Source organism: Amycolatopsis sp. A133 (assembly GCF_031082405.1).
In the GTDB taxonomy this organism is placed as follows: Bacteria; Actinomycetota; Actinomycetes; order Mycobacteriales; family Pseudonocardiaceae; genus Amycolatopsis.
In genome coordinates, this window is the sequence record NZ_JAVHJU010000007.1 from 446,524 (window position 1) to 469,117 (window position 22,594).

The window sequence follows — 22,594 nt, forward strand, 5'->3', positions numbered from 1 at the left end:
GACGGCGGGAGCCCGCCCCCGCTAGGCCTTGAGCGCGCCCCGCCAGCGCACGGTCGGGCGCAGCTTCTCCGGGTTCACCCGGTGCTTGTTGGCGCCGACGATGTCGAACATCGACTCGATCAGCGTGTCCGAGAGCAGGTGCGGCTCGAGCCCGAGCCCGACCAGCCCGGTGTGCTTCACGTTGTAGTAGTGCTCCGGCGCCTCGGTGCGCGGGTTCTCCAGGTGCTCGATCTGCACCGGGCCGGGGAACCGGTCGGCGACGAGTTCGGCGATGCCGGCCACGGACAAACTCTCGGTCATCTGGTTGAAGACGCGGAACTCGCCCGGCTCGGCCGGGTGCTCGACGGCGAGGCGGATGCACTCCACGGTGTCGCGGATGTCGATCAGGCCCCGGGTCTGGGTGCCCTGGCCGTACACGGTCAGCGGCTGGCCCAAGACGGCCTGGATGACGAACCGGTTGAGCACCGTGCCGAACACCGCGTCGTAGTCGAAGCGGGTCGCCAGGCGCGGGTCGAGCGCGGTCTGCGGCGTCTGCTGGCCGTACACGACACCCTGGTTGAGGTCCGTGGCGCGCAGTCCCCAGGCGCGGCACGTGAATTCGATGTTGTGCGAATCGTGGACCTTGGTCAGGTGGTAGAAGGAACCCGGCCGTTTCGGGAACAGCACCCGGTCTCGGCGCCCGTTGTGCTCCAGCTCCAGCCAGCCTTCTTCGATGTCGATGTTCGGCGTGCCGTACTCGCCCATCGTGCCCAGTTTGACCAGGTGGATCGCCGGGTCGGTCTCCGCGATCGCGTACAGCAGGTTCAGCGTCCCGACCACGTTGTTGTGCTGGGTGTACACCGCGTGTTCGCGGTCGATCATGGAGTACGGGGCCGACCGCTGCTCGGCGTAGTGGACGATCGTGTCCGGCGCGAAGTCACGCACCGCCGCGAACAGGAACTCCGCGTCGAGGAGGTCGCCTTCGTAGCTGGTGATCGTCCGGCCGGAGACCTCCCGCCAGGTCGCGATCCGGTCCGCCAGCGAGGCGATCGGGACCAGGCTCTCGACTCCGAGTTCGGCGTCGTACCCCCGCCGCGCGAAATTGTCGAACACGGCCACCTCGTGGCCTTTGTCCGATAAGTGCAACGCGGTCGGCCAGCCCAGATATCCGTCACCGCCGAGAACCAGCACCCGCATTGTGCCGCCTTTCCTGCTCGTTTACGCCACACGAACGCTATAGATCACGTGCTGATGAAGACCTGGCAATGACCTGTGAATCTCCTATGCGTGAGGGGGCCGGACGGCGGCGCGGCCGGCCCGCGGGGAGGATGGGGGCATGACGACCGTAACCAACGGCGTGCGGCCCCGCAGAGCGGAGAAGACGCGCCGTCGCGGCTGGGCCCGCCTGGCCCGCGCCGCGACGACGTCCGTCGCGGCCACGGTCCTCAGCCAGGTCGTCCTGCTGCTGGTCCTCGCCACCGGCGGCGCCGCGGCCCTGGCGAGCACGCTGGCCTGGGCGGCCGGGGCGGTGCTGAACTTCCTGGTCACGCGGCGCTGGGTGTGGGGCCGCACCGGACGGCCGCGCGTCCGGGGCGAGCTGCTGCCCTACCTCGCGGTGGTCGGGCTCGGCGGGCTGGCGTCGATCGGCCTGACGACCCTCGCGGGCTCGCTGCTGACCCGGGCGGACCTGCCGCACTTCTGGTGGGTCGTGCTGGTCGACGGGGCGTACACCGCGAGCTACGCGCTGGTGTTCGTCGTCAAGTTCACCCTGCTCGACCGGCTCGTGTTCGGCCGCGGCGCAGGACGTACCCCCGCCACCACGTCCCGGTCATGACGCGGGCGTAGTTGGCGCCGTAGACGAGGCTGCCGCCCTTCTTGCTCTTGCCCGCCTTGCGCAGCCGCATGCTCATCGGCAGCTCGACGACCCGGGCGCCGCGCGCGGTGACGCCGAGCAGCAGCTCCGAGGACTGGTACTGCGGCTCGCGCAGCGGGATCGAGCAGGCCAGCTCCGCCCGCATCGCGCGGAAGCCGAACGACGTGTCGGTGATCCGCCGCCCGGTCAGCACCGACGCCAGCACGGCGAACACCCGCACGCCGAGCCACCGGACGCGGCTGTCGGCCTCCTCGTGCCCGAGCCGGCGGGACCCGGTGACGAAGTCGGCGGTGCCCTCGGCGATCGGGCGGACGAGCGCTTCGAGCTCGCTGTTGTCGTACTGGCCGTCGGCGTCGGTCGTCACGACGTACTCCGCGCCCGACCCGGCCGCGAGGTGGTAGCCCAGCCGCAGCGCGGCGCCTTGGCCGCGGTTCCGGGGCGCGACGCAGACGTACGCGCCGTGTGCCGCGGCGATCGCCGCGGTGTCGTCGGTTCCGCCGTCGACGACGACGAGGACGTCCACCGGCAGGCCGAGGCACTCGTCCGGCATCTTCTCCAGGACTTCGCCGATGCCGCCGGCTTCGTTGTAGGCGGCGATGACCACGGTCAGCGGAGCGAGGGCCAGGTCCGGGTGGCGGCCGCGGAAGTCGTCGAGGGCGCCGGAGTCGACGTCGTCGGGGAAGGCGGCGAGCCGCTTCCGGCTCGCCGACGTCAGCGTCGTGAAGCCGAGGGCCCCGGCGATCGGCAGCAGCACGAGCGCCGGGATCTGGTAGCGCCAGGAGAACTGGAACACCGCCGAGGCGAACAGCAGCAGCAGCCCGCTGGACGCCGCCAGCAGCGCCCCGGCCTGGGCCCGGTCCAGGGGCTTCTTGCGCCGGAACACCGTCAGGAGGCCGAAGAGGGCGCCGATGCCGAGCACCGCGCCCGGGACGTACCCGCCGCCGAGCTGGTAGTCGCGGAGGATCTTGGCCAGGGGCCGGTCGACGCTCGCGACGACACCGTCGTTCTGCAGCGTGACCAGATCGATCAGCGATTGGTCGGCCCATTGCGGGTAGCTCGGCTGGAACTGCCACCGGTCCAGGGCGACGTCGGTGGGGTCCTGCTCGCGCGTCCAGGCGAAGCTCTTGGCGAAGTCGTCCAGGATCGCTTCGGCGACGTCGCCGGGCTGCTCCTTCAGGACGTCGAGCGCGAACTCGTGCGCCAGCGCGGCCTTGTCCGCGCCGGGTGGCAGCGGGCCCGGCCAGTTCGGGTCGAGGTCGGCGTGGGTGTAGTTGTCGACGAGCCGCGTCTCGCGCGGCTCGGCCGGGCAGAACACCCGCAGCTCCGGGTCGAGGTGGAGGTTCGCACAGTCGGCGACGGCGGCGGTGCGGCCGTAGAGCATGTTCCCCGAAGGCCCGCTCAGGCCCCACTTCCCGGTCTCCGAATGCACCCGCGCCGAGTACGGCACCAGGACGGCGAGCAGGCCCAGGAGACCGACGCCGGCCCGGCGCCACCCCGCCCACTGCCGCCACGCTCCCCCGGCCACGACCAGGCAGACCAGCAGCGGGAGGGCGAGGGAGATCCCGATCAGCCGCGTCAGCACGCCGAACCCGAGCAGCAGTCCCGCGGCCCCGGCGCGCTTCCAGCCGGGGGTGCCCCGGCCGAGCAGGAGCCAGAGGAGCCCGAGGAGCACGGCCTCGAACGTCACTTCGGACATGATGTTCTGTTCGATCTGCAGCTGGTAGGCGTCGAGCAGCACCGGGGCCGCGGCGAGCGCGCCGACCCACGGGCGGCCACCGAGGCGCAGGACCAGCCCGTAAGCGCCGATCGCGATGAGCACCCCGCCGACGTGCTGGACCGCGGCGACCCAGGCCAGCCCGCCGACCCCGAGAAGCGGCCGCAGGACCAGGTCGTAGCCGATCGGGTCGAGCTGGTCCGCGCGCAGGGCGTGCAGGTTGTCGAGGTAGCGGAAGGAGTCGATGAACAGCAGCGCGGGCCGGTAGGCCAGCCAGGTCAGCACCCGGAGCGTGATCGCCGGGACGAGCAGCAGCAGGAGCAGCCAGTGGCGGCGTAAGAACACCTTCATGGTGTCGCGAGGCCGGAAAAGTACTTCCACGCCGTCGCCAGGCCGTCGGTCAGCGAGACCTCCGGCCGGTAGCCGATGGTCTCCGCACTCGCCGAGACGTCGACGACGACCGCGGGCATCTCCCCGGCCGGGGCCTCGACGTGCTCGACCGGCAGCTCGGCGCCGGTCACCTCGCGGACGGCCTCGACCAGCTCCAGCACGGACACCGAACGCCCGGCGCCGACGATCGCGCGGCCGGAGTAGCCGCGGCCGAGGGCCAGCAGGACCGCGCGGACGACGTCGTCGACGTGCACGAGGTCGCGGCGCTGACGGCCGTCGCCGTAGACCTTGACCCCGCCGCCGGTCAGCGCGGCCCGCATCATCCGCGGCACGAAACTGTCCTTGTGGGACATTCCCGGGCCGTAGACGTTGGTGAACCGCAACGAACACGTCGTCATGCCGTACGCGCCGGCGTAGCCCGACAGCAGCATTTCGCACGCCGCTTTGGTGGCGCCGTAGGGCGTCAGCGGGCGCAGCGGCAGATCCGGGGTGATGGTGGCGGTGCCGACGTTGCCGATCACCGCGTTGGTCGAGGCGAGCAGGAACGTGGGCACCTCGTGGCGCCGGGCGAGCTCCAGCAGTTCCTGGGTGACCAGGACGTTGTCGGCGAAGGTGTCTTCGGGCAGCTCGACCGACTTCAGCACCGACGTCAGGGCGGCGAGGTGGACGATGCCCGCCGTCTCGCGCGTCACGGCTTCCGCGCGGACGCCCGCCTCGCGGAGGTCCCCGGTGACCACGCGCACTCCGCCGAGGTCCCCGGGGAACGGGACCCGGTCCACGACGGTGACCGGGACGCCCCGGTCGCGCAGGGCGCGCACGACGGCCTGGCCGATGAAGCCGCTGCCGCCGGTCACGACCACGGACGTCCGATCAGGACCGCGCCCACTCGCCATGGGCGTCAACCTACCCGGAGCTCCTGTGCGCCCGCAGTGCGCGTACGCAGAACTGCGGATGGCCGCGGCCCCCGCCGGCTTGGTGTCCTTGAGCGGTCACACAGCAATGGGGAGGAAGCCAGACATGAAACGACTCTTCACCGTGCCGGCGCTGCTGCTCGCTTCGCTCGCCGGGGTCCTCGCGGCCCCGGGTGCGGCCCAGGCGGCCACGACCGACGTCGGGGTCATCCCGGCGAGCCGGTCGTGCCCCGCCGGGACCGAGGCCATCGTGATCCGGATGGACGACGAGGACTCCGGCAACACGAACTCGCGCGGCGGGTTCATCGGCGCCGTCAGCAGCACCAGCAACACCGAGATGTTCTACTGCCGCGTGAACGGCGCCGCGTTCCGCGGGGTCGTGCAGTCCGGCTCGTTCCGGCCCTACGCGGTCCTGAAGCTCGGCGCGAACTGCCCGAACGGCTCGCAGGAGTTCTCCCGGCGGTTCGACAACGAAGACGACAGCAACAACAACTCGTTCTCGGGCAACATCTTCCCGAACGTGAGCGACAGCAACACGCTGCTGCGGTTCTGCCTCTTCGCGCCGGGGGTGGCCACGACGACGGCGTTCCCGAACCTCGGCTTCGGCTACCTGGTGTTCTCCGGGGTGGACTCGTCGGGCTTCTTCCGCACCGACGACGAGGACGACAGCAACAACAACTCCTACAGCGCCCCGGCGGGGATCAGCAGCATCGCGCAGTCGATGGTGAGCGCCGGGCCGAACACGACGCTGAACGTCCGGATCGCCGGGTAACACCCGTTTTGTATCTCCCTCGGCTCCCCTGGGTCTTTTCCGACCAGGAGAGCCGAGGGGGACGCGGAGTGAACAGTGAGCTGACGGCGCGGTGCCTGCACCGCGCCCTCGACGTCGTGCACGACCTGAAGGCAGGCCCGGCCGCCGGCCTGGCCGCGCTGGGGCGGCTCGTCGGCTGCGACGTCGTCGCGTGCACGAGCACCGAGCACACGACCCGGCGGCTGACCGGCACGGTGATCGACCGTCCGGAGCAGAACCTGCTGCGCCACCCGGAGTTCCGCGCGCAGGCCCACCAGCACCCGGCGTTCGCCGCCCACCGGAGCGGACGGCTGCCGCTGGGGAGGTCGGCCGCGCTGAGCGACCTGGCGGACCTGCGCACGCTGCGTGCCCTGCCGCTGTACACGGACTTCTACCGGCCGCGGGGCACGGCCGACCAGCTGCTGTGCGTCGTCCAGGCCGACGACCGCCACGGGCGGATCCTGACGCTCAACCGCTCCCGGCCCGGCTTTTCCGCGCGGGACCGCGAGCTGGTCGACCTGCTCGCACCGCACGTGGCCCAGGCGTTCGCCCGCGAGGAGCACCCGCCGGTCCGGCCGGTCACCGGGGTGGCCCTCGAAGTGCTGACCGCGCGGGAACGCCAGGTGGCCGCGGCCGTGGCGCGGGCGGCGACCGACCGGGAGGTCGCCCGGCACCTGGGGATCAGCCCGCGGACGGTGCAGAAGCACCTCCAGCAGATCTACCGGAAGCTGGACCTGAGCAGCCGCGCCGAGCTGATGGTCCGCCTCACCCGCGGGGCGGGGAATCCGTGAACGCCTCCGGGGGCGGGCAGGAGCAGACCAGGTTCCGGTCACCCGCCGCGCCGTCGATCCGCCGGACCGGGGGCCAGATCTTCGCCGCGGTGTTCCCGGCCGGGAACACCGCGGTTTCGCGGCTGTACGGCCGGTCCCAGTCGCCGGCGAGGCACCGCGCGGTGTGCGGTGCCTGCCGCAGCGGCGAGTCTTCGAGGGGCCACTCCCCCGCCGCGACGCGGTCGATCTCGCCGCGGATCGCGATCATCGCGGCGCAGAAGCGGTCGAGTTCGGCGAGGTCTTCGCTTTCCGTCGGCTCCACCATCAGCGTGCCCGCGACGGGGAACGACATCGTGGGCGCGTGCAGGCCGTAGTCCGCCAGCCGCTTCGCGACGTCGTCGACCGTGACGCCGGTGGCCTTCGTCAGCGGCCGGAGGTCGAGGATGCATTCGTGCGCCACCAGACCTTCGTGCCCGGCGTACAGCACCGGGTAGTGGCCGCCGAGGCGGCGGGCGACGTAGTTGGCGGTGGCCACCGCGACGAGGGTGGCCCGGCGCAGCCCCGCGGCCCCCATCATCCGGACGTAGGCCCACGAGATCGGCAGGATCGACGCGCTGCCCCACGGCGCCGCGCTGACCGGGCCGACGCCGGTGGCGGGACCGGCCGCCGGCTGCAGCGGGTGGTTCGGCAGGAACGGCGCCAGGTGCGCGCGGACGCCGATCGGGCCGACGCCGGGCCCGCCGCCGCCGTGCGGGATGCAGAACGTCTTGTGCAGGTTGAGGTGGGAGACGTCGGCGCCGAAGCGGCCGTACTGGGCGACGCCGATGAGGGCGTTCAGGTTGGCGCCGTCGACGTACACCTGCCCGCCCGCGTCGTGCACCGCCGCGCACACCTCGCCGACGGTGTCTTCGTAGACGCCGTGCGTCGACGGGTAGGTGAGCATGATCGCGGCCAGGTCGGCGCGGTGGGCATCCACAGTGGACTTCAGGTGCGCGAGGTCGATGTTGCCGCTCGCGTCGCAGCGGACCACGACCACCCGCATGCCCGCCATCACCGCGCTCGCCGCGTTGGTGCCGTGTGCGCTCGCCGGGATCAGGCAGACGTCACGCGCGTGCTCGCCGCGGGAGCGGTGGTAGGCGCGGATGGCGAGCAGGCCCGCGAACTCGCCCTGGCTGCCGGCGTTGGGTTGCAGGGAAACCGCGTCGTAGCCGGTGATCCGGGCGAGCCAGGCGCTCAGGTCGGCGGCCACGTCCAGGAGCCCGGCGGCGTCTTCGGCCGGTGCGAAGGGGTGCAGCCCGGCGAACTCCGGCCAGGTGACCGGCTCCATCTCGGCGGTGGCGTTGAGCTTCATGGTGCACGAGCCCAGCGGGATCATGCTGCGGTCGAGGGCGATGTCCTTTTCGGCCAGCTGCCGCAGGTAGCGCAGCATCGCCGTCTCCGAGCGGTGCGCGTGGAACACGGGGTGGGTCAGGAATCCGCTCGTCCGCCGCAGCGGGGCCGGGAGCGCGTCCGCGGTGTCGGCGTCCAATCCGTCCACATCGGACACCGACACGCCGAAGGCCTTCCACACGCCGGTGAGCCGTTCGCGGGTCGTGGTTTCGTCGCAGGCGATGCCGACGTGGTCGTCGTCGATCCGGCGCAGGGAGATGCCGAGGTCGCGGGCCGCCGCGACGACCGTGTCCGCCCGGCCGGGCACCGCCGCGGCGACCGTGTCGAAGAATTCGCCGTGCACGACGTCGACGCCGCCTTCGGCGAGGCCGGCGGCCAGCACGGTGGCCATCCGGTGCGCCCGCAGCGCGATCGCCCGCAGCCCGTCGGGGCCGTGGTGGACCGCGTACATCGACGCCATGACCGCCAGGAGGACCTGCGCCGTGCAGATGTTCGAGGTCGCCTTCTCCCGGCGGATGTGCTGCTCGCGGGTCTGCAGGGCGAGCCGGTACGCGGGCAGGCCGTCGGCGTCCTTCGAGACGCCGACCAGCCGGCCGGGCAGCTGCCGCTCCAGGCCTTCGCGCACCGCCAGGTACGCGGCGTGCGGGCCGCCGAAGCCGAGCGGGACGCCGAACCGCTGTGTCGAGCCGACGGCGACGTCGGCACCGAGCTCGCCCGGCGGGCGCAGCAGGGTCAGGGCGAGCGGGTCCGCGGCGACGATGACGGCCGCGCCGTGCTTCTTGGCGTCGGCGATGGTGTGGTCGAGCTCGCGTACCGCGCCGGACGCGCCGGGGCAGGACAGGAGCACGCCGAAGAAGTCGCCGCCGAGCCCGAGCCCGGTCAGCCCCTGCGAGAGGTCCTCGACGACCAGTTCGATGCCGAGCGGCTCGGCCCGGGTGCGGAGCACGGCGAGGGTCTGGGGCAGGGTGTCTTCGTCGACGACGAACCGGTTGGACGTCGTGCGCCCGGCGCGGCGCACCAGCGTCATCGCCTCGGCGGCCGCGGTGGCCTCGTCGAGCAGGGACGCGTTGGCGACCGGGAGCGCGGTGAGGTCGGCGATCATCGTCTGGAAGTTGAGGAGGGCTTCGAGCCGCCCTTGCGAGATTTCGGGCTGGTAGGGCGTGTAGGCGGTGTACCAGGCGGGGTTCTCGAGGACGTTGCGCCGGATGACGGGCGGGGTGACGGTGTCGTGGTAGCCGAGCCCGATCATGGCGGCGGTCGGCCGGTTCCGGGCGGCCAGCTCGCGGAGTTCGGCGAGGGCCTGCGCCTCACTCGCGGCCGGAGGCAGTTCGAGCGGCTGCGCGGACTCCCGCAGCGACGCCGGGACGGCCCGTTCGGCGAGTTCGTCGAGGGAGGCGACGCCGATGACGTCGAGGATGTGGCGGAGTTCGCCCGGACCGGGCCCGATGTGCCGGTCGGCGAAGGGAAGGCCCTGTTCGAGGGAGGCGAGTGACGGATCCACGATGGGCCTCCTGGGGACAGCGGGGGTGGACCGGGACGGCGACGTCCTGGTCCTCCCCGCTCTGTCCGTACCCACTGGGGGCGCCTGAGAGTTTCGCCCGCAGTTTGCCGGGCTTGCACCGTCGGCGGGGCCATCAGGTGGTGTCCTGACGACCCGCTTTCCAGAGGCGTCTCGTCCGCGCGGTCCAGGGTGCCTGAGAGGTTCCGGGGAGGACTTGCTCCTTCGGCGCCGAGCTCAATATGAGGCTCGGACTCTCCCGCGCGGATTCGTCGACCGCACGGTGCAGCTTACTCTGCCCGCCGCGGTGGTGATCAAGCGGTGGTGATCAAGCGGTGGTGATCAACCGGTCTTGCGGGCGTTGCGGCGCTGGGTGAGTTCGTCCGGCTGGTGCGCCTCGACGATGCCGCCGTCGGCGCGTTCGGCGGGGAACTCGTGGATGGTGCCGCTGATCTCCTGCATGGCGCCGCTGACCGCGATGCCGAAGACGCCTTGCCCGCCCTGGAGCAGATCGACGATCTCTTCCGGCGAAGTGCACTCGTAGACGGTGGTGCCGTCGGAGAACAGCGTCACCCTGGCCAGGTCGCGGACGCCGCGGACGCGCAGGTGGTCGACGGCGACCCGGATGTTCTGCAGGGAGACACCGGTGTCCAGCAGCCGCTTGACGACCTTGAGGACCAGGATGTCCTTGAACGAGTACAGCCGCTGCGAGCCGGAGCCGTGCGCGGTGCGGATGCTGGGCGCGACCAGTTTGGTCCGGGCCCAGTAGTCGAGCTGGCGGTAGGTGATCCCGGCGATCTGGCACGCCGCCGGCCCCCGGTAACCCACCAGCTCGTCGGGCAGCGAGTTGTCGGGGAACAGTTCCCCCTGCTCACCAGTCGCGACCCCGACAGGCTGCTTCTCGGAACCAGCCTCGACCACGCAAGCCTCCCTTCGCCCGACCAGGCGGCCGGCGAATGACAGCCGGAGGAGTCCCAGGAGCGGGACCCGCCGGAGATCAACCGCCACGGTCCGGCCCCAGACCGTGAATCACACCGTGACGATTTACCTCCTCCGACGGTAAGCGCCAGGAGAACACCGGTCAACGCGACGCGCGGCAAGGCTCAACGGTCGGCTGAGCCTTTGAGCCGTTCGCCGTACCCCCTACGGCGTGGTTCAAACTTCTTGCCTCTTTTTACTCAGCCGTGTAACTTTTTACTCATGCAAGTAAACACGGACCTCATGGCCGAGATGGGCCTCAGCGTCACCGAGGCCGCGCGCCGGGCGCAGATCATCGGCGCGACCATCGGCGTCCTGGCCGACCTCGGCTACCGCCGGACCACCTTCGCCAAGATCAAGGAGCGCGCCGGGCTCAGCAGCACGCGGCTCATCTCCTACCACTTCACGAACAAGGCCGGCCTGATGCAGGCCGTGCTCAGCACGGTCGTCGAGACGAAGAACGAGTTCCTCACCGAACGCACCGGCGGCGGTCTCGACCCGGCCGACCGGCCCGGCTACCTGCGGGCGCACATCGAGACGTCCGTCGCGTTCCTGCGCGCGTACCCCCAGTGCGTCCGGGCGCTGACGGAGCTGGCCGCCAACGCCGACGACGCCGACGGCTGGGTGATGACGAAGGTGCTGGTCGACGACATGCGCGTGCACGGGCTGGCCCGCCAGCTGAAGCAGGGCCAGGCCGAGGGCGCGTTCGGCGACTTCACGCCCGAGGTGATGGCGATGTCCGTCGCCCAGGCCATCGACGGCGTCGCCGCGGCCTACGCGGCCGACCCTTCGCTGGACCTCGAAAAGTACGGGCGCGAAGTGGCGGACACGTTCGTCAAAGCGACGGCGCCTTGAGCGCCCGGTCGAGCCGCTCTTCGATGCGGGCCTTCGGGAACGCGCCGACGATCGTCTCGACCGGCTCGCCGCCCGAGAAGAGGATCATCGTCGGCAGCGACATGACCCGGTAGGAGCGGGTGGTCTCGGGGTTCTCGTCCGCGTTCACCTTGCGGACGGCGAGCTCCCCCGCCCGCTCGGCGGCCAGCTGCTCCAGCACCGGGCCGACCATCCGGCACGGGCCGCACCAGGTGGCCCAGAACTCGACCAGCACGGGGACGTCGCTGCCGAGGACCTCGGTGAACGTCGCGTCGGTGACTTCGGCAACGGGATTTTCGGACATGGCGGGCTCCTTCACGGGCGGGGTGCTCCGGGGACGACACACGGATCGGGCGCCTGCCGGGCGAGCGCACCGGCGAGCTTCGCGGCCAGTTCGGCGCGGATGCCACCGAGCCGGGCGAGGAGGGCGTCGGCTTCTTCGAGCTTGCGCCGGTACACCTCGATCGAGCTCGCGCACGAATCGCCGGTCTCGTGGCCGCTGCGCAGGCAGTCGACGAACGGGCGGGTCTCTTCGAGGGTCAGGCCGACCGTCTGGAGGGTCAGGATCTCCTTGACCAGCTGGAGGTCGTCCTCGCCGTACTCGCGGTAGCCGTTCGCCGAGCGCCGGGCCCGCAGAAGGCCCTGGTCCTCGTAAAACCGCAGCGCACGGGTGGTGACACCCGTGCGCTGCGCCAATTCTCCGATCCGCATGCCTCCGACGCTAGACGTTGCCGTCCACGTGAAGGCAAGGGCTCAGGTGTCTGCTCCGCGGAAGTCTTCCGGCGACACGGAGTCGAGGAACTCGCGGAACTTCTCGACCTCGTCCTCCTGCTCGTCCGGGATGATCAGGCCGGCCTCCTCCAGCACCGCGTCGACGGCGTGGATGGGCACCCCGATCCGCAGGGCCAGCGCGACCGAGTCGCTCGGCCGGGCGGACACCCGGATGTCGCCGTCGAACACGAGCTCCGCGAAGAACGTGCCTTCCTTCAGGTCGGTGATGACGACCTGCTCCAGCTCCCGGCCGAGCGCTCCGATGACCTCTTTCAGCAGGTCATGCGTCAGCGGACGGGCGGGGCGGACCCCCTGCTGCTCCAAGGCGATGGCGGTGGCTTCGACCGAGCCGATCCAGATCGGCAGGTACCGTTCACCTTCGGTCTCCCGCAGCAACAAGATCGGCTGATTCGCGGGCAGCTCGACCCGCACACCGACGACGCGCATTTCGCTCATCGGGCTTCGCCTCCCTCTCGTGCACACGGGCTGCAGCGCCGAACCGGCTTCACGCCCATACTCCCGACGCTACCCGTCATCCGTGCGCTGTGCTCGCTGTCCGGACTCTCTCGGTTCGCCTGCCGCAAACCCGTGCCTTCACGGTACGGCATGCGGTGCCGAACATTCAGTCATTGACATGGGACCGCAAAGAGGATCTCACTGCCCCGTTATCGATCAACACCCGGAAACGCCACGGATTCCGGCCTTGACGAGCAGCGTGTGCAGGGTCACGGACAGGGCCGCGAGCTCCCGCACCACCTCGTCGGCCCGGGCCTTGGCCTCCGGGTCGCGGTGCCGGTACACCGGCGTCACGATCTGCTCCAGCAGGCCGACCTCGCGGTCGGCGGCGGCGCGGAAAGCACGCAGGTGTCTCGGTTCGATCCCGAATTCGGTCAGCGCCTTCACCGTCCGCGCGACCAGCACCGCGTCCGGGTCGAAGAACCCGGCGGGACCGGACCGGACCAGGCCGTACTGCTGCAGCTCGGCCAGCGCGGGCGCGTCGATGCCGGCCTGCTCCAGGAGCTCCTCCTGGGTCAGGCGCTGCTCCTTGCCCCCGGCGAAGTCTTCCGCCACGGGCAGGCCGACGTTCTCCGCCAGCACGTCGATCGGCACCAGCCGGCGCGGCGGGCGGGGCAGGTCCGCGGCGGGCCCGGCCCCCGAGTCCGCCGCGTCCAGCTGTTCCTTGATGACCTTCAACGGGAGGTAGTGGTCCCGCTGGGCGGCCAGGACGAACCTCAGGCGCTCCACGTCCGCCGCGGCGAACTGCCGGTACCCCGAAGCCGTCCGGCCCGGCTGGACCAGGCCTTCCGCTTCGAGGAACCGGATCTTGGAGATGGTGACATCGGGGAAGTCACCGCGCAGCTGCGCGAGTACCGCCCCGATGCTCAGTCCGTGGTTCTGTGGCCGCCCGGCCGCCGTCACTGCGCCCCCTGGCCCCCGTGCCCCGGGCCGGTCAGGAAGACCAGGCGGAACTTCCCGATCTGCACCTCGTCGCCGCCGGCGAGGACGGCCTGGTCGACCGGCTCGCGGTTGACGTAGGTGCCGTTGAGGCTGCCGACGTCGATGACGACGAACTCGCCGCCCTCACGCCGGAACTCGGCGTGCCGGCGGGAGACCGTGACGTCGTCCAGGAAGATGTCGCTGTCCGGGTGCCGGCCGGCGCTGGTGGTGTCGCGGTCGAGCAGGAACCGCGAACCCGCGTTCGGCCCGCGCTTCACGACCAGCAGGGCCGAACCCGGCGGCAGGGCGTCGACGCCCTGGACCGGCGCCTCGGCGGCCGGGGCGGGCTCGTGGCCTTCGGCTTCGGCCAGGAAGTCGGCCCGGAAGACAGAGGTCCGCTCCGGAGACTGCTCCGGGGGAACGCCGCCGGGCCCGTCGTTCGTGCTCACCTGAGCTCTCCTCCACACATGCTGTGATGCCTAGTACTCAAGAACGTGTAGCTGCCAACGTACCGTGCCTGATCGATTCTCCGAGCCCCGGCTCCCCGAACCGGCGGAGCGGGCTTCAGCCCTTGGTCAGCGCGTCGTACGCCTCGGCTTCGAGCAGGGCTTCCAGACCCGCCGGGTCGTCGAGCCGGATCTCGATCAGCCAGCCCTCGCCGTAGGGGTCGCTGTTGATCAGTTCCGGCGAGTCGGCGACCGCGTCGTTGACCGCGACGACCTCACCGTCGACCGGCGCGAACAGCTCGGAGACGCTCTTGGTCGACTCGACCTCGCCGAAGACGTCACCCGCGCTCACCAGCCTGCCGACGTCGGGCAGGTCGACGAACACGACGTCGCCGAGCTGGTCCTGCGCGTACTCGGTGATGCCGACGCGCACGAGGGTCTCCTCGCCGCGGGTGGCGACCCACTCGTGTTCCTCGGTGTAGCGAAGCTCTTCAGGAGCGGACACCGCCGGTCCCCTTTCATGCCCTCACTGGCCAGACTGTTGCGCGAAGTCTTACACCCACACGGCGCAGCCGCCCGCCACGACCCGGGGAAAGCTCACTCTCCGGCTTCGCGGAGCGCGTTGCGCGCCTGGACGACGTAGAGCACGCCGGACCAGACGTAGAGAACGCCGCCCCAGATGGTGAAGGCGTACCCGATCGGTCTCGCCACGGCGGCGACGTCCGAGCCACCCTGCGCGAGCAGCAGCAACGGGAAGGCGTACATCAGGACGAAGGTGGCACCCTTGCCGATGTAGGTGACCTCGGGCGGCGCGAAGCCCCGGCGGCGCAGGGTGACGACGCAGACGCCGAGCACGGCCTCCCGCAGGATCAGCGGGACGACGACCCACCACGGGATGATGTCCCGCACGAGGAAGGCGACGAGGGTGGCGAGGATGTAGAGCCGGTCGGCGGCGGGGTCGAGCAGCTGCCCGAGCCGCGACATCTGGTTGAGCCAGCGGGCGAGCTTGCCGTCGAGCCAGTCGGTCAGGGCGCTGAAGACGAGCAGGGCGAGCGCCCAGCCGTCTTCCCGGGGGCCGAGCAGCAGCCAGAGGAAGACGGGCACCCCGGCCAGCCGCAGCAGCGACAGGATGTTGGGGACGTTGAGGGCCTGCCGCAGCAGCGACGGCTCGGCACCCGCCTGAGCGGCGGGTTCGGGGGCGGCTGTGCTCACGGGGCCATTAAACAGCGGCGCGGGGGTGGGTCGCCCGGTGGTGCGGGGGTGGGTGGCTGGGTTCCCGACGCCCGGTGGTCGCCTGACCGGCCGCGGGCCTGCGGCTCGGGCGGGGCCGGGCGGCGCCGGCGGGTGGGACTGGCGGCGGCGGGCGGGGCAGCGCTGGCGGCGGGCCGAGCTGGACTGGGCGGCGAGCTGGGCTGGGCCGGCGGCGGCAGTTCCCGCCCCGGCAGCCCGCCCGCCCTGCTGGCAACCTGATCGGGCCGCAGCGGCGCATCGCGGGGTTCCGCACGTCTGGCGGGCTGAAGTCTCGCCCCTGCGGCCCGCGGACCTGGGCCTCGAGCGCCACAGCGGGGCGGCCGGGTTCCGGGCCAGGCCAGCTGGAGTTTCGCCCGGTCAGCCCGCCGGGCTGCGGCTCGAGCGGCATGGGCCGGAAGTCACCCGGCAACCGCCCCGCCGAGTTCCCGGCGCACCGTGGTGGCCGGGCCGCCCCCGCGGCCCGGCGGCACTCTCAGCTCGCGCGGCGGTGGCTCCAGCCGCGTCGCTGCAGCTCGGCGCTGGTCAGGGACTCGGGGCGGCCGCGGTAGTCGGTGCCCATCCAGCGGGCTCGGCCGGCGCGTCCCTCGAGGACGTACGGGCGGCCGCAGCACCAGACCACGGTGCAGGGGACGGTCGGCGGACTGGACGGGTTTTCGGTGCTGGTCACAGCGTCGGCGTTCATCGCTCTCACGGATTCGGGACGGGGATTCGGGACGGGGAAACTCTTCGGCCTCCACCCAGATCTTCGGCGTGTGAGGCCGGATTGTTAACCGTTGCGGCGCGAATTAGACCGATCGGTTCTTGATGGCAGCGGGAGGTTTCAGAGCGTGAACGGAATGTTAATCGTCCATTGTGGACACCATTCCGGCAGCCACCGGACCGGGCCGCCACCCGGCTGTTGTAATCTCCGGCACACCCGTGGGCGCGCCGCTCCCCGGAGATCAGCGGAGACCAGGACGACCGCCCGGCCGGCCGGGGAGGAAGGATCGCGGTGCCCCACCCGACCACCACGAGGACGTGGCTCGTGGCCTGCCTCGCCGTGCCCGCGCTCGCGGCCTGCTCCGGCGACCCGGCCGCGCAGGCTCCCCCGGCCCCGTCGTCCTCGGCGGCCGCTCCCACCGCGCCGACGCCGACGGGCACCCCGCCGCCCCCGCCCGCCTCCGGGGACGGTTCGACCGCGCCGGCCGCGCCCCCCAAGCCGTCCGGGGCGCCGCCGCCGGTGCCCGGGTCCTGCGGCACCGTGACCGCCGCCAGCGGGCTGACCCTCTACGTCTTCGACAGCGGCGCCGCCGGCGTCAGCTGCGTCGCGGCGACGAAGCTCGTCGGCGACTTCCACCGCACGATCGCCGGGCGGCAGGGCGCCGGCTCGAACGACGCGGTGAACGAGACCGTCGACGGCTGGCTGTGCACCTCCGGGCCGCCCGCCGCCCAGGGCGGTACCACCTGCACCAAGGGCGAGCAGACGGTCTTCGCCGCCGTCGTGCCGTCCGAGTGAGTCCGTTCCGATCTCCTCGCGCTCCTGAAGGGCCCATGAAGACACTCGCGTACCCCCTGCTGCTCGTCGCCGCGACCGCCGCGCTGGCCGGCTGCGGCGGCGGCCCGGAGCCGGCCGCGCCGTCCTCCTCCGCCGGTCCCGCGCCCGTCCCCGCCGCGGCCGCCGCGGCCGGGTCGACGGCACCCGGCGTGCCGTGCGGCGAGGTCACCGGCACGGGCGGCGCGAAGACGGCGGTCGTCGCGCACGGCCGCGTCGACTGCGCCGCGGCGGCGAAGCTGCTGACGGACTACTTCGCGAAGCTGACCCCGGCCGAGGCGAACGACGCCGACGGCCCGGGCCCGATCGCCCTCGACGAGTGGACGTGCGGCAGCGGCCCGAACGACCCGGTGACGGCGTGCTCGACCGAGGACGGCCGCCAGGTCGAGGGCACCCGCAGCTGAGCGGCCCCCGAGCGCCCCAATGTGGCGTTGGTTGCGTCAGACGCACCGAACGCCACATTGGGTGCGTCTGACGCACCGAACGCCACATTGGGGCGCTTGAGGAGCCGGGACCGTCAGGACTTGAGGTCGGGGAAGTCCTCCTCGCGGAACTCGGTTCCCGCGCCGCGCTTCGGGTCGTTCTCCCGGCCCCGCAGCTCGACGCGGCGGATCTTGCCCGAAATCGTCTTCGGCAGCTCCGCGAACTCGAGCCGCCGGATCCGCTTGTACGGCGCCAGGTGCTCGCGGCAGTACGCCAGGATCGACCGCGCGGTCTCGGCGTCCGGCGAGAACCCCGCCGCCAGCACGACGTACGCCTTGGGCACCGCGAGCCGGATCGGGTCGGGGGCCGGGACGACCGCCGCTTCGGCCACCGCCTCGTGCTCGATGAGGACGCTCTCCAGCTCGAACGGCGAGATCCGGTAGTCCGACGCCTTGAACACGTCGTCGGTGCGCCCGACGTAGGTGATGTAGCCGCGTTCGTCGATCGAACCGACGTCACCCGTGTGGTAGAGGCCGCCGGCGAAGGCCGCCGACGTGCGCTCGTCGTCGCCGGTGTAACCGGTCATCAGGCCCACCGGCCGGTGCGCGAGGTCCAGGCAGATCTCGCCCTCGGCCGCGCGCTCGCCGCTGACCGGGTCGACCAGCGCCACCACGAACCCGGGCAGCGGGCGGCCCATCGACCCGGGCACGACGTCCTGGCCGGGCGTGTTCGCGATCTGGACGCTGCTTTCGGTCTGGCCGAACCCGTCGCGGATGGTGATGCCCCACGCCTTTTCGACCTGGTCGATCACCTCGGGGTTCAGCGGCTCCCCGGCGCCGACGACCTTGCGCGGCGGGTTCCGCAGGGCCGTCAGGTCGGCCTGGATGAGCATCCGCCACACCGTCGGCGGCGCGCAGAAGCTGGTCACGCCGCAGCGGTCCATCTGGGCCATCAGCGCGCCCGCGTCGAACCGGCTGTAGTTGTAGAGGAACACCGTCGCCTCGGCGTTCCACGGGGCGAAGAAGTTGCTCCACGCGTGCTTGGCCCAGCCGGGCGAGGAGATGTTGAGGTGGACGTCGCCCGGTTCCAGGCCGATCCAGTACATCGTCGACAGGTGGCCCACCGGGTAGGAGACGTGCGTGTGCTGCACCAGCTTCGGCTTCGCCGTCGTGCCGGAGGTGAAGTACAGCAGCAACGGGTCGGCGGCCTTCGTCGGGCCGTCCGGGGTGTACTCCGGCGACTCGGCGAACGCGGCCGAGTACGGGTGCCAGCCCTCGACCGGCTCCCCCACCGCGATCCGCGTGTAGTCCCCCTCGACGCCGTCGAACTTCGGCGCGTCCACCGAGCGGACGACGACGTGCTTGGCCGCGCCGCGCTCCACGCGGTCGGTCAGGTCGGCCGGGCCGAGCAGCGTCGACGCCGGGATGATCACGGCGCCGAGCTTGATCGCGGCGAGGATCGTCTCCCAGAGCTCGCCCTGGTTGCCCAGCATGAGGATCAGCCGGTCGCCGCGGCGGACGCCGAGGCCGCGCAGCCAGTTGGCGACCTGGTTGGACCGGCCGGACATCTCCGGGTAGGTCCAGCGGTTCTCGGTGCCGTCCTCTTCGACGATCCACAGCGCGTACCGCTCGGCGTTGTCCGGGTCGTGCGCGACGACGTCGAACCAGTCGATCGCCCAGTTGAACTCCTCGAACTCCGGCCAGGCGAAGTCGCGGTACGCCGTGTCGTAGTCCTCGCGGTGGGTCTGCAGGTAGTCCCGCGCCACGCGGAACGCGTGGTGGACTTCCGAAGCGCTCACGCTGCCTCCTCCGTTATTCGCCCTTGAACTCCGGCGCGCGCCGTTCCATGAACGCCTGGACCGCTTCGCCGAGGTCCTTGCTGGGCAGGAACGCCGAGTTCCACGCCGCGACGTACCGGAGGCCGTCGGCGACCTGGCGCTCGGTGTTCGCCGCCAGCACCTGCTTCGTACCCTGCACCACCAGCGGCGGGTTCGCAGCGATCTCCCCGGCGAGTTCGCGCGCGGCCTTCAGCACCGCGGCCTGGTCCTCGTGGACGTCGTTGACGAGGCCGATCTTCTCGGCGCGGGCGGCGTCGACGTCCTTGCCGGTCAGGGCGAGCTCCCGCAGGTGCCCCTCGCCGATGATCGACGCGAGCCGCTGCAGGCTGCCGAGGTCCGCGACGATGGCGACACGCACCTCGCGGACGCTGAACTTGGCGTCGGCGCTGGCCAGGCGGACGTCCGCGGCGGCGACGACGTCGACACCGCCGCCGATGCACCAGCCCGAAACGGCCGCGACGACCGGTTTGCGGCATTCCGCGATCGAGCTGACCGCCGCCTGCAGCGACCGGACCTGGTCGAGGAACGCCGTCCGCGGGCCGGCCAGGTTGTCCCCGCCCAGCATCGGCGCCCAGTCGCCCATCATCGCCGGCAGGTCGAGACCGTAGGAGAAGTTCGCCCCGCTGCCGGTCAGCACCACGGCCCTGACCTGCGGGTCGGCGTCCAGCGCACGGAAGACCAGCGGCAGCTCGCGCCAGAAGTCCGGCCCCATCGCGTTGCCCTTCGACGGGCCGAGGAGCGTCACTTCGGCCACATGGCCGTCGACGTCGACCTTCAGGGAGACGAGGTCGGGCAGACTGTCAGCAGTAGCGGTCATGGGGTCATCTTGACCCATGCCCGTGACGAGCCGCCATTGGCACATTGTCAATTGACGCGAGTGTCACCGTGCCGACGTCGGCACGGGATGATTTCCTGAACGCAGGTGTCCACGACTCGGGGAGGACGGTGGGACATGAGCCCGGCAAGCAGCGCGACCCTGATCGAGCCGGATCCCCCGGCCGCGCCGGCTCGGCGCGAGTCCCGGCCGATCGAGCTGACCGGCTCGTTCGACCACGAGGGACACCGCCTCTGGTACACCGAGTTCGGCAGCGGCGACAAGGTCGTCGTCCTCACCCACGGCATCATGCTGACCCGCCGGATGCACGCCCCGCTCGCGCGCCGGCTGGCCCGGGCCGGCTTCCGGGTGATCACCCTCGACCTGCTCGGCCACGGCGACTCGGACCGGCCGACCGAGTCGTGGCTGTACTCGATGCCGTCGTTCGCCGCGCAGACCCTGGCGCTGCTCGACCACCTCGAGGTGTCGTCCGCCGTGATCGGCGGGACGTCGCTGGGCGCGAACGTCTCCCTCGAAGTCGCGGTGCAGGCGCCGTCCCGGGCGCGCGGGCTGATCGTCGAGATGCCGGTGCTGGACAACGCGATCGTCGCCGGGCTGGTCACGTTCGCGCCGCTGCTGATGGCGGCCCGGTTCCTGCCGTTCACGGTGCAAGCGGTGGCGCTGGCGGCGTCGGTGGTCCCGCACGGCAACCAGTGGGTCGACGTCGTCACGGACACGCTCTCCCAGCGCCCGGCTCCGATGGCGGCGCTGCTGCACGGGGTCCTGTTCGGCCGGATCGCGCCCCCGAAGTCGGTCCGCCGCAAGATCACGACGCGCGCGCTGGTGATCGGCCACCAGGGCGACCCGATCCACCCGTTCGGCGACGCGGACAGCCTGGCGATCGACATGCCGGAGGCGGAGTTCGTCCAGGCGCGCAGCCCGGTCGAGCTCAGGCTCGACCCGACCCGGCTTTCGGACGCGATCCGGGATTTCGCCGCGAGCTGCTACGAGGATTGACATGCCCTTGGTGTGGGTGACCGGCAACGCGGGGGCCGGCAAGTCGGCGGTCTGCGCACTGCTGAAGGAACGGGGCGAGTTCGCGGTCGACGCGGACGAGGAGGGCTACCACCACTGGGCGGACCGGACGAGCGGGCAGGTCGTCACCGATCCCCCCGACCCGGTACCGGCCGGCTGGCTCGACCGCTTCGGATGGCGGATCAGCCGCGCGAAGGTCGAGGCCCTCGCGGCCCGGGCGGCCGGCCGGATCGTGTTCTTCTGCGGCTGCCCCGAGAACCACGAGGACGTGCGGGATCTCTTCGACCTCGTGATCTGCCTGGTGATCGACGAAGACACGCTCCGCCACCGGCTCCTGACCCGCACGTCGAACAGCTTCGGCAAGCACCCGGAGGAGCTGGCGGCGGCCCTCGGCGACAACGCCTACCGCTACCCCGGCGCAACGATCCTCGACGGCACCCGCCCGTTGCCCGAAGTAGCCGACGCAATCCTCACCACCGCCCGCCGTGCTTGAGCGGGCATCACCCGTGTTTGGAGGGGCATCACGCGTGCTTGGGCGGGCATCACGCGTGATTGAGGGGGCATCGCGGTGATGCCCCGCTGATCACGCGTGATGCCCGCCGGATCACGGGAAAGTCCCCTTAGGACACGGGGGCGAGGCCCGCTACCGGGCCGATCACGATCACCGCCGGTGGGCGGACCGCCGAGGCCGCCGCGTCCGCGACCACCTTGTCCAATGTGGACCGGAGGGTGCGCTGGGTGCGCATCGTGCCGTCCTCGACGATCGCCACCGGGGTGCCGGCCGGGCGGCCGCCGTCCAGGAGGGCCTTCGCGAACTGCGGGAGGCGCTCCACGCCCATCATCAGCACGATCGTGCCGCGCAGGCGGGCCAGCACGTCCCAGTCGACCAGGGACCGGTCGTCGCCGGGGGCGACGTGGCCGGAGACCACCACCACCTCGTGCGCCACGCCGCGGTGGGTCACCGGGACGTCCGCCACCGCCGGCACCGCGAACGCGCTCGTGATGCCCGGGACCATCGTCACCGGGACGCCCGCCTCGGCGCAGGCCAGGACCTCCTCGAAGCCGCGGCCGAACAGGTACGGGTCGCCGCCCTTGAGCCGGACGACGAACTTGCCCTCCTTGGCGCGCTCGATCAGCGTGCTGTTGATGACGTCCTGGCTGGCCGCGCGGCCGTAGGGGATCTTCGCCGCGTCGACGATCTCCACCTCGGGCGCGAGCTCGTCGAGCAGCTCGCGGGGCGCCAGCCGGTCCACCACGACGACGTCCGCGCGCGACAGCAGGCGCCGCCCGCGGACCGTGATCAGCTCCGGGTCGCCCGGGCCGCCGCCGACCAGCGCCACCCCGGGCAGGCTGCCCTCCGGGTGCGGCTGACGGCCGTCCTCGATCGTGCCGTTGTGCAGGCCGTCGAGGATCGAGTCGCGGACCGCGGCCGAGCGCAGCGGTTCGCCGCCCGAAAGCACCCCGAACAGCAGGCCACCGTGCCGCCCCGACGCCGGGGTGACGGCCGAACCGGACTCGCCTTCGTCGGCGCGGACGCAGAACACGCGTTCCTGCTCGGCTTCGGCGCAGACAGCCGCGTTCACGTCGGGGTCGTTCGTGCAGGCCAGCGCGTACCAGGCGTCGCGAAGGTCACCGGGAGCGTAGGGGCGTTCGTGCCAGACGAGCTCGCCCGCGTCCACCATCCCCTGCACGGAAGGCGTCGTGTGCGGCGACACCAGTTCGACACGGGCCCCCGCGCCGATCAGCCGGGGCAGCCGGCGCTGAGCCACGCTGCCGCCGCCGATCATCACGACGCGGCGGCCGGTCAGCTGGAGGCCGGAGAGGTAGTGCGGGTCGTCCATGGCCGGGAGTTTATTGGTGACCGGAGCCCGCGCCAGCCCAGCG

At 71.8% G+C, this 22,594-nt stretch carries 25 protein-coding genes and 1 riboswitch; of the genes, 9 read left to right on the forward strand and 16 right to left on the reverse strand.

Going from position 1 to position 22,594, the window contains the following annotated elements; genetic code table 11:
• Positions 1 to 21: 21 nt before the first annotated feature.
• Positions 22 to 1,176 carry an NAD-dependent epimerase/dehydratase family protein gene (locus Q5425_RS10335; protein WP_308671894.1) on the reverse strand — a complete coding sequence of 385 codons (1,155 nt, stop codon included), beginning with the start codon at positions 1,174 to 1,176 and terminating at the stop codon, positions 22 to 24.
• A 139-nt stretch (positions 1,177 to 1,315) separates the two neighbouring features.
• Here Q5425_RS10335 and Q5425_RS10340 point away from each other — a divergent pair, with 139 nt between their 5' ends.
• Positions 1,316 to 1,813, forward strand: a complete 498-nt coding sequence (locus Q5425_RS10340; RefSeq protein WP_308671895.1) for a GtrA family protein — start codon at positions 1,316 to 1,318, stop codon at positions 1,811 to 1,813.
• Here the strand turns inward: Q5425_RS10340 and Q5425_RS10345 are convergent.
• Positions 1,743 to 3,917, reverse strand: a complete 2,175-nt coding sequence (locus tag Q5425_RS10345; RefSeq protein ID WP_308671896.1) for a glycosyltransferase family 2 protein — start codon at positions 3,915 to 3,917, stop codon at positions 1,743 to 1,745. The genes Q5425_RS10340 and Q5425_RS10345 overlap by 71 nt on opposite strands.
• Positions 3,914 to 4,849 (reverse strand): NAD-dependent epimerase/dehydratase family protein, encoded by a 936-nt coding sequence (locus Q5425_RS10350; protein ID WP_308671897.1) that lies wholly within the window; start codon positions 4,847 to 4,849, stop codon positions 3,914 to 3,916. Before Q5425_RS10350 ends, Q5425_RS10345 begins: the two co-directional genes overlap by 4 nt.
• A 124-nt stretch (positions 4,850 to 4,973) precedes the next feature.
• On the opposite strand from Q5425_RS10350, the gene Q5425_RS10355 reads away from it, so the two are divergent.
• Positions 4,974 to 5,639 carry a hypothetical protein gene (locus tag Q5425_RS10355; protein ID WP_308671898.1) on the forward strand — a complete coding sequence of 222 codons (666 nt, stop codon included), beginning with the start codon at positions 4,974 to 4,976 and terminating at the stop codon, positions 5,637 to 5,639.
• A gap of 68 nt (positions 5,640 to 5,707) precedes the next feature.
• Positions 5,708 to 6,448, forward strand: coding sequence for a LuxR C-terminal-related transcriptional regulator (locus tag Q5425_RS10360; protein ID WP_308671899.1), 741 nt, complete (start codon positions 5,708 to 5,710; stop codon positions 6,446 to 6,448).
• Here the strand turns inward: Q5425_RS10360 and gcvP are convergent.
• Entirely contained in the window at positions 6,423 to 9,317 is a 2,895-nt protein-coding gene (gene gcvP / locus Q5425_RS10365; protein WP_308671900.1) for an aminomethyl-transferring glycine dehydrogenase, read from the reverse strand. The genes Q5425_RS10360 and gcvP overlap by 26 nt on opposite strands.
• Positions 9,318 to 9,487: 170 nt before the next feature.
• A riboswitch (glycine riboswitch) is annotated at positions 9,488 to 9,586 on the reverse strand.
• Between the two features lie 70 nt (positions 9,587 to 9,656).
• The gene (locus tag Q5425_RS10370; RefSeq protein ID WP_308671901.1) at positions 9,657 to 10,235 is read right to left on the reverse strand and encodes a MerR family transcriptional regulator; all 579 of its coding nucleotides are present in this window, start codon (positions 10,233 to 10,235) and stop codon (positions 9,657 to 9,659) included.
• 279 nt (positions 10,236 to 10,514) lie between these two features.
• On the opposite strand from Q5425_RS10370, the gene Q5425_RS10375 reads away from it, so the two are divergent.
• The gene (locus tag Q5425_RS10375) at positions 10,515 to 11,147 is read left to right on the forward strand and encodes a TetR/AcrR family transcriptional regulator (RefSeq protein ID WP_396135143.1); all 633 of its coding nucleotides are present in this window, start codon (positions 10,515 to 10,517) and stop codon (positions 11,145 to 11,147) included.
• On the opposite strand, the gene trxA is transcribed toward Q5425_RS10375, so the two are convergent.
• The 7 genes from trxA to Q5425_RS10410 form a co-directional block, all read right to left on the reverse strand.
• Positions 11,128 to 11,469 carry a thioredoxin gene (gene trxA / locus Q5425_RS10380; RefSeq protein WP_308671902.1) on the reverse strand — a complete coding sequence of 114 codons (342 nt, stop codon included), beginning with the start codon at positions 11,467 to 11,469 and terminating at the stop codon, positions 11,128 to 11,130. The two genes, Q5425_RS10375 and trxA, sit on opposite strands and share 20 nt — an antisense overlap.
• Positions 11,470 to 11,480: 11 nt before the next feature.
• Positions 11,481 to 11,876, reverse strand: coding sequence for a MerR family transcriptional regulator (locus Q5425_RS10385; RefSeq protein ID WP_308671903.1), 396 nt, complete (start codon positions 11,874 to 11,876; stop codon positions 11,481 to 11,483).
• 42 nt (positions 11,877 to 11,918) lie between these two features.
• Positions 11,919 to 12,392, reverse strand: coding sequence for a bifunctional nuclease family protein (locus tag Q5425_RS10390; protein WP_009078856.1), 474 nt, complete (start codon positions 12,390 to 12,392; stop codon positions 11,919 to 11,921).
• Positions 12,393 to 12,608: 216 nt separating this feature from the next.
• Positions 12,609 to 13,355, reverse strand: a complete 747-nt coding sequence (locus tag Q5425_RS10395) for a MerR family transcriptional regulator (RefSeq protein ID WP_308671904.1) — start codon at positions 13,353 to 13,355, stop codon at positions 12,609 to 12,611.
• The gene (gene garA, locus Q5425_RS10400) at positions 13,352 to 13,822 is read right to left on the reverse strand and encodes a glycogen accumulation regulator GarA (RefSeq protein WP_086679381.1); all 471 of its coding nucleotides are present in this window, start codon (positions 13,820 to 13,822) and stop codon (positions 13,352 to 13,354) included. Before garA ends, Q5425_RS10395 begins: the two co-directional genes overlap by 4 nt.
• Before the next feature lie 115 nt (positions 13,823 to 13,937).
• Entirely contained in the window at positions 13,938 to 14,324 is a 387-nt protein-coding gene (gene gcvH / locus Q5425_RS10405; RefSeq protein ID WP_308671905.1) for a glycine cleavage system protein GcvH, read from the reverse strand.
• Between the two features lie 92 nt (positions 14,325 to 14,416).
• Positions 14,417 to 15,031 (reverse strand): CDP-alcohol phosphatidyltransferase family protein, encoded by a 615-nt coding sequence (locus tag Q5425_RS10410; RefSeq protein ID WP_308671906.1) that lies wholly within the window; start codon positions 15,029 to 15,031, stop codon positions 14,417 to 14,419.
• 48 nt (positions 15,032 to 15,079) lie between these two features.
• Between Q5425_RS10410 and Q5425_RS10415 the strand changes: the two genes are divergently transcribed.
• On the forward strand, positions 15,080 to 15,289 hold the full coding sequence (locus Q5425_RS10415) for a hypothetical protein (RefSeq protein WP_308671907.1): 210 nt from the start codon (positions 15,080 to 15,082) through the stop codon (positions 15,287 to 15,289).
• A gap of 253 nt (positions 15,290 to 15,542) precedes the next feature.
• On the opposite strand, the gene Q5425_RS10420 is transcribed toward Q5425_RS10415, so the two are convergent.
• Positions 15,543 to 15,752: a hypothetical protein gene (locus Q5425_RS10420; protein WP_308671908.1), complete on the reverse strand. Its 210-nt coding sequence runs from the start codon at positions 15,750 to 15,752 to the stop codon at positions 15,543 to 15,545.
• 309 nt (positions 15,753 to 16,061) lie between these two features.
• Here Q5425_RS10420 and Q5425_RS10425 point away from each other — a divergent pair, with 309 nt between their 5' ends.
• The gene (locus Q5425_RS10425; protein WP_308671909.1) at positions 16,062 to 16,565 is read left to right on the forward strand and encodes a hypothetical protein; all 504 of its coding nucleotides are present in this window, start codon (positions 16,062 to 16,064) and stop codon (positions 16,563 to 16,565) included.
• A gap of 35 nt (positions 16,566 to 16,600) precedes the next feature.
• Entirely contained in the window at positions 16,601 to 17,005 is a 405-nt protein-coding gene (locus Q5425_RS10430; RefSeq protein WP_308671910.1) for a hypothetical protein, read from the forward strand.
• 113 nt (positions 17,006 to 17,118) lie between these two features.
• On the opposite strand, the gene Q5425_RS10435 is transcribed toward Q5425_RS10430, so the two are convergent.
• Complete coding sequence (locus Q5425_RS10435) at positions 17,119 to 18,822, reverse strand: AMP-binding protein (RefSeq protein ID WP_308671911.1); 1,704 nt, start codon at positions 18,820 to 18,822, stop codon at positions 17,119 to 17,121.
• A 13-nt stretch (positions 18,823 to 18,835) separates the two neighbouring features.
• Complete coding sequence (locus tag Q5425_RS10440) at positions 18,836 to 19,678, reverse strand: crotonase/enoyl-CoA hydratase family protein (RefSeq protein ID WP_308671912.1); 843 nt, start codon at positions 19,676 to 19,678, stop codon at positions 18,836 to 18,838.
• A gap of 135 nt (positions 19,679 to 19,813) precedes the next feature.
• Here Q5425_RS10440 and Q5425_RS10445 point away from each other — a divergent pair, with 135 nt between their 5' ends.
• Both Q5425_RS10445 and Q5425_RS10450 read left to right on the forward strand, forming a co-directional pair.
• Positions 19,814 to 20,692: an alpha/beta fold hydrolase gene (locus Q5425_RS10445; RefSeq protein WP_308671913.1), complete on the forward strand. Its 879-nt coding sequence runs from the start codon at positions 19,814 to 19,816 to the stop codon at positions 20,690 to 20,692.
• A 1-nt stretch (position 20,693) separates the two neighbouring features.
• Positions 20,694 to 21,203 carry an AAA family ATPase gene (locus Q5425_RS10450; protein WP_308671914.1) on the forward strand — a complete coding sequence of 170 codons (510 nt, stop codon included), beginning with the start codon at positions 20,694 to 20,696 and terminating at the stop codon, positions 21,201 to 21,203.
• 127 nt (positions 21,204 to 21,330) lie between these two features.
• Here Q5425_RS10450 and cobA read toward each other — a convergent pair whose 3' ends face one another.
• Positions 21,331 to 22,551: a uroporphyrinogen-III C-methyltransferase gene (gene cobA, locus Q5425_RS10455; protein WP_308671915.1), complete on the reverse strand. Its 1,221-nt coding sequence runs from the start codon at positions 22,549 to 22,551 to the stop codon at positions 21,331 to 21,333.
• Between the last annotated feature and the right edge of the window lie 43 nt (positions 22,552 to 22,594).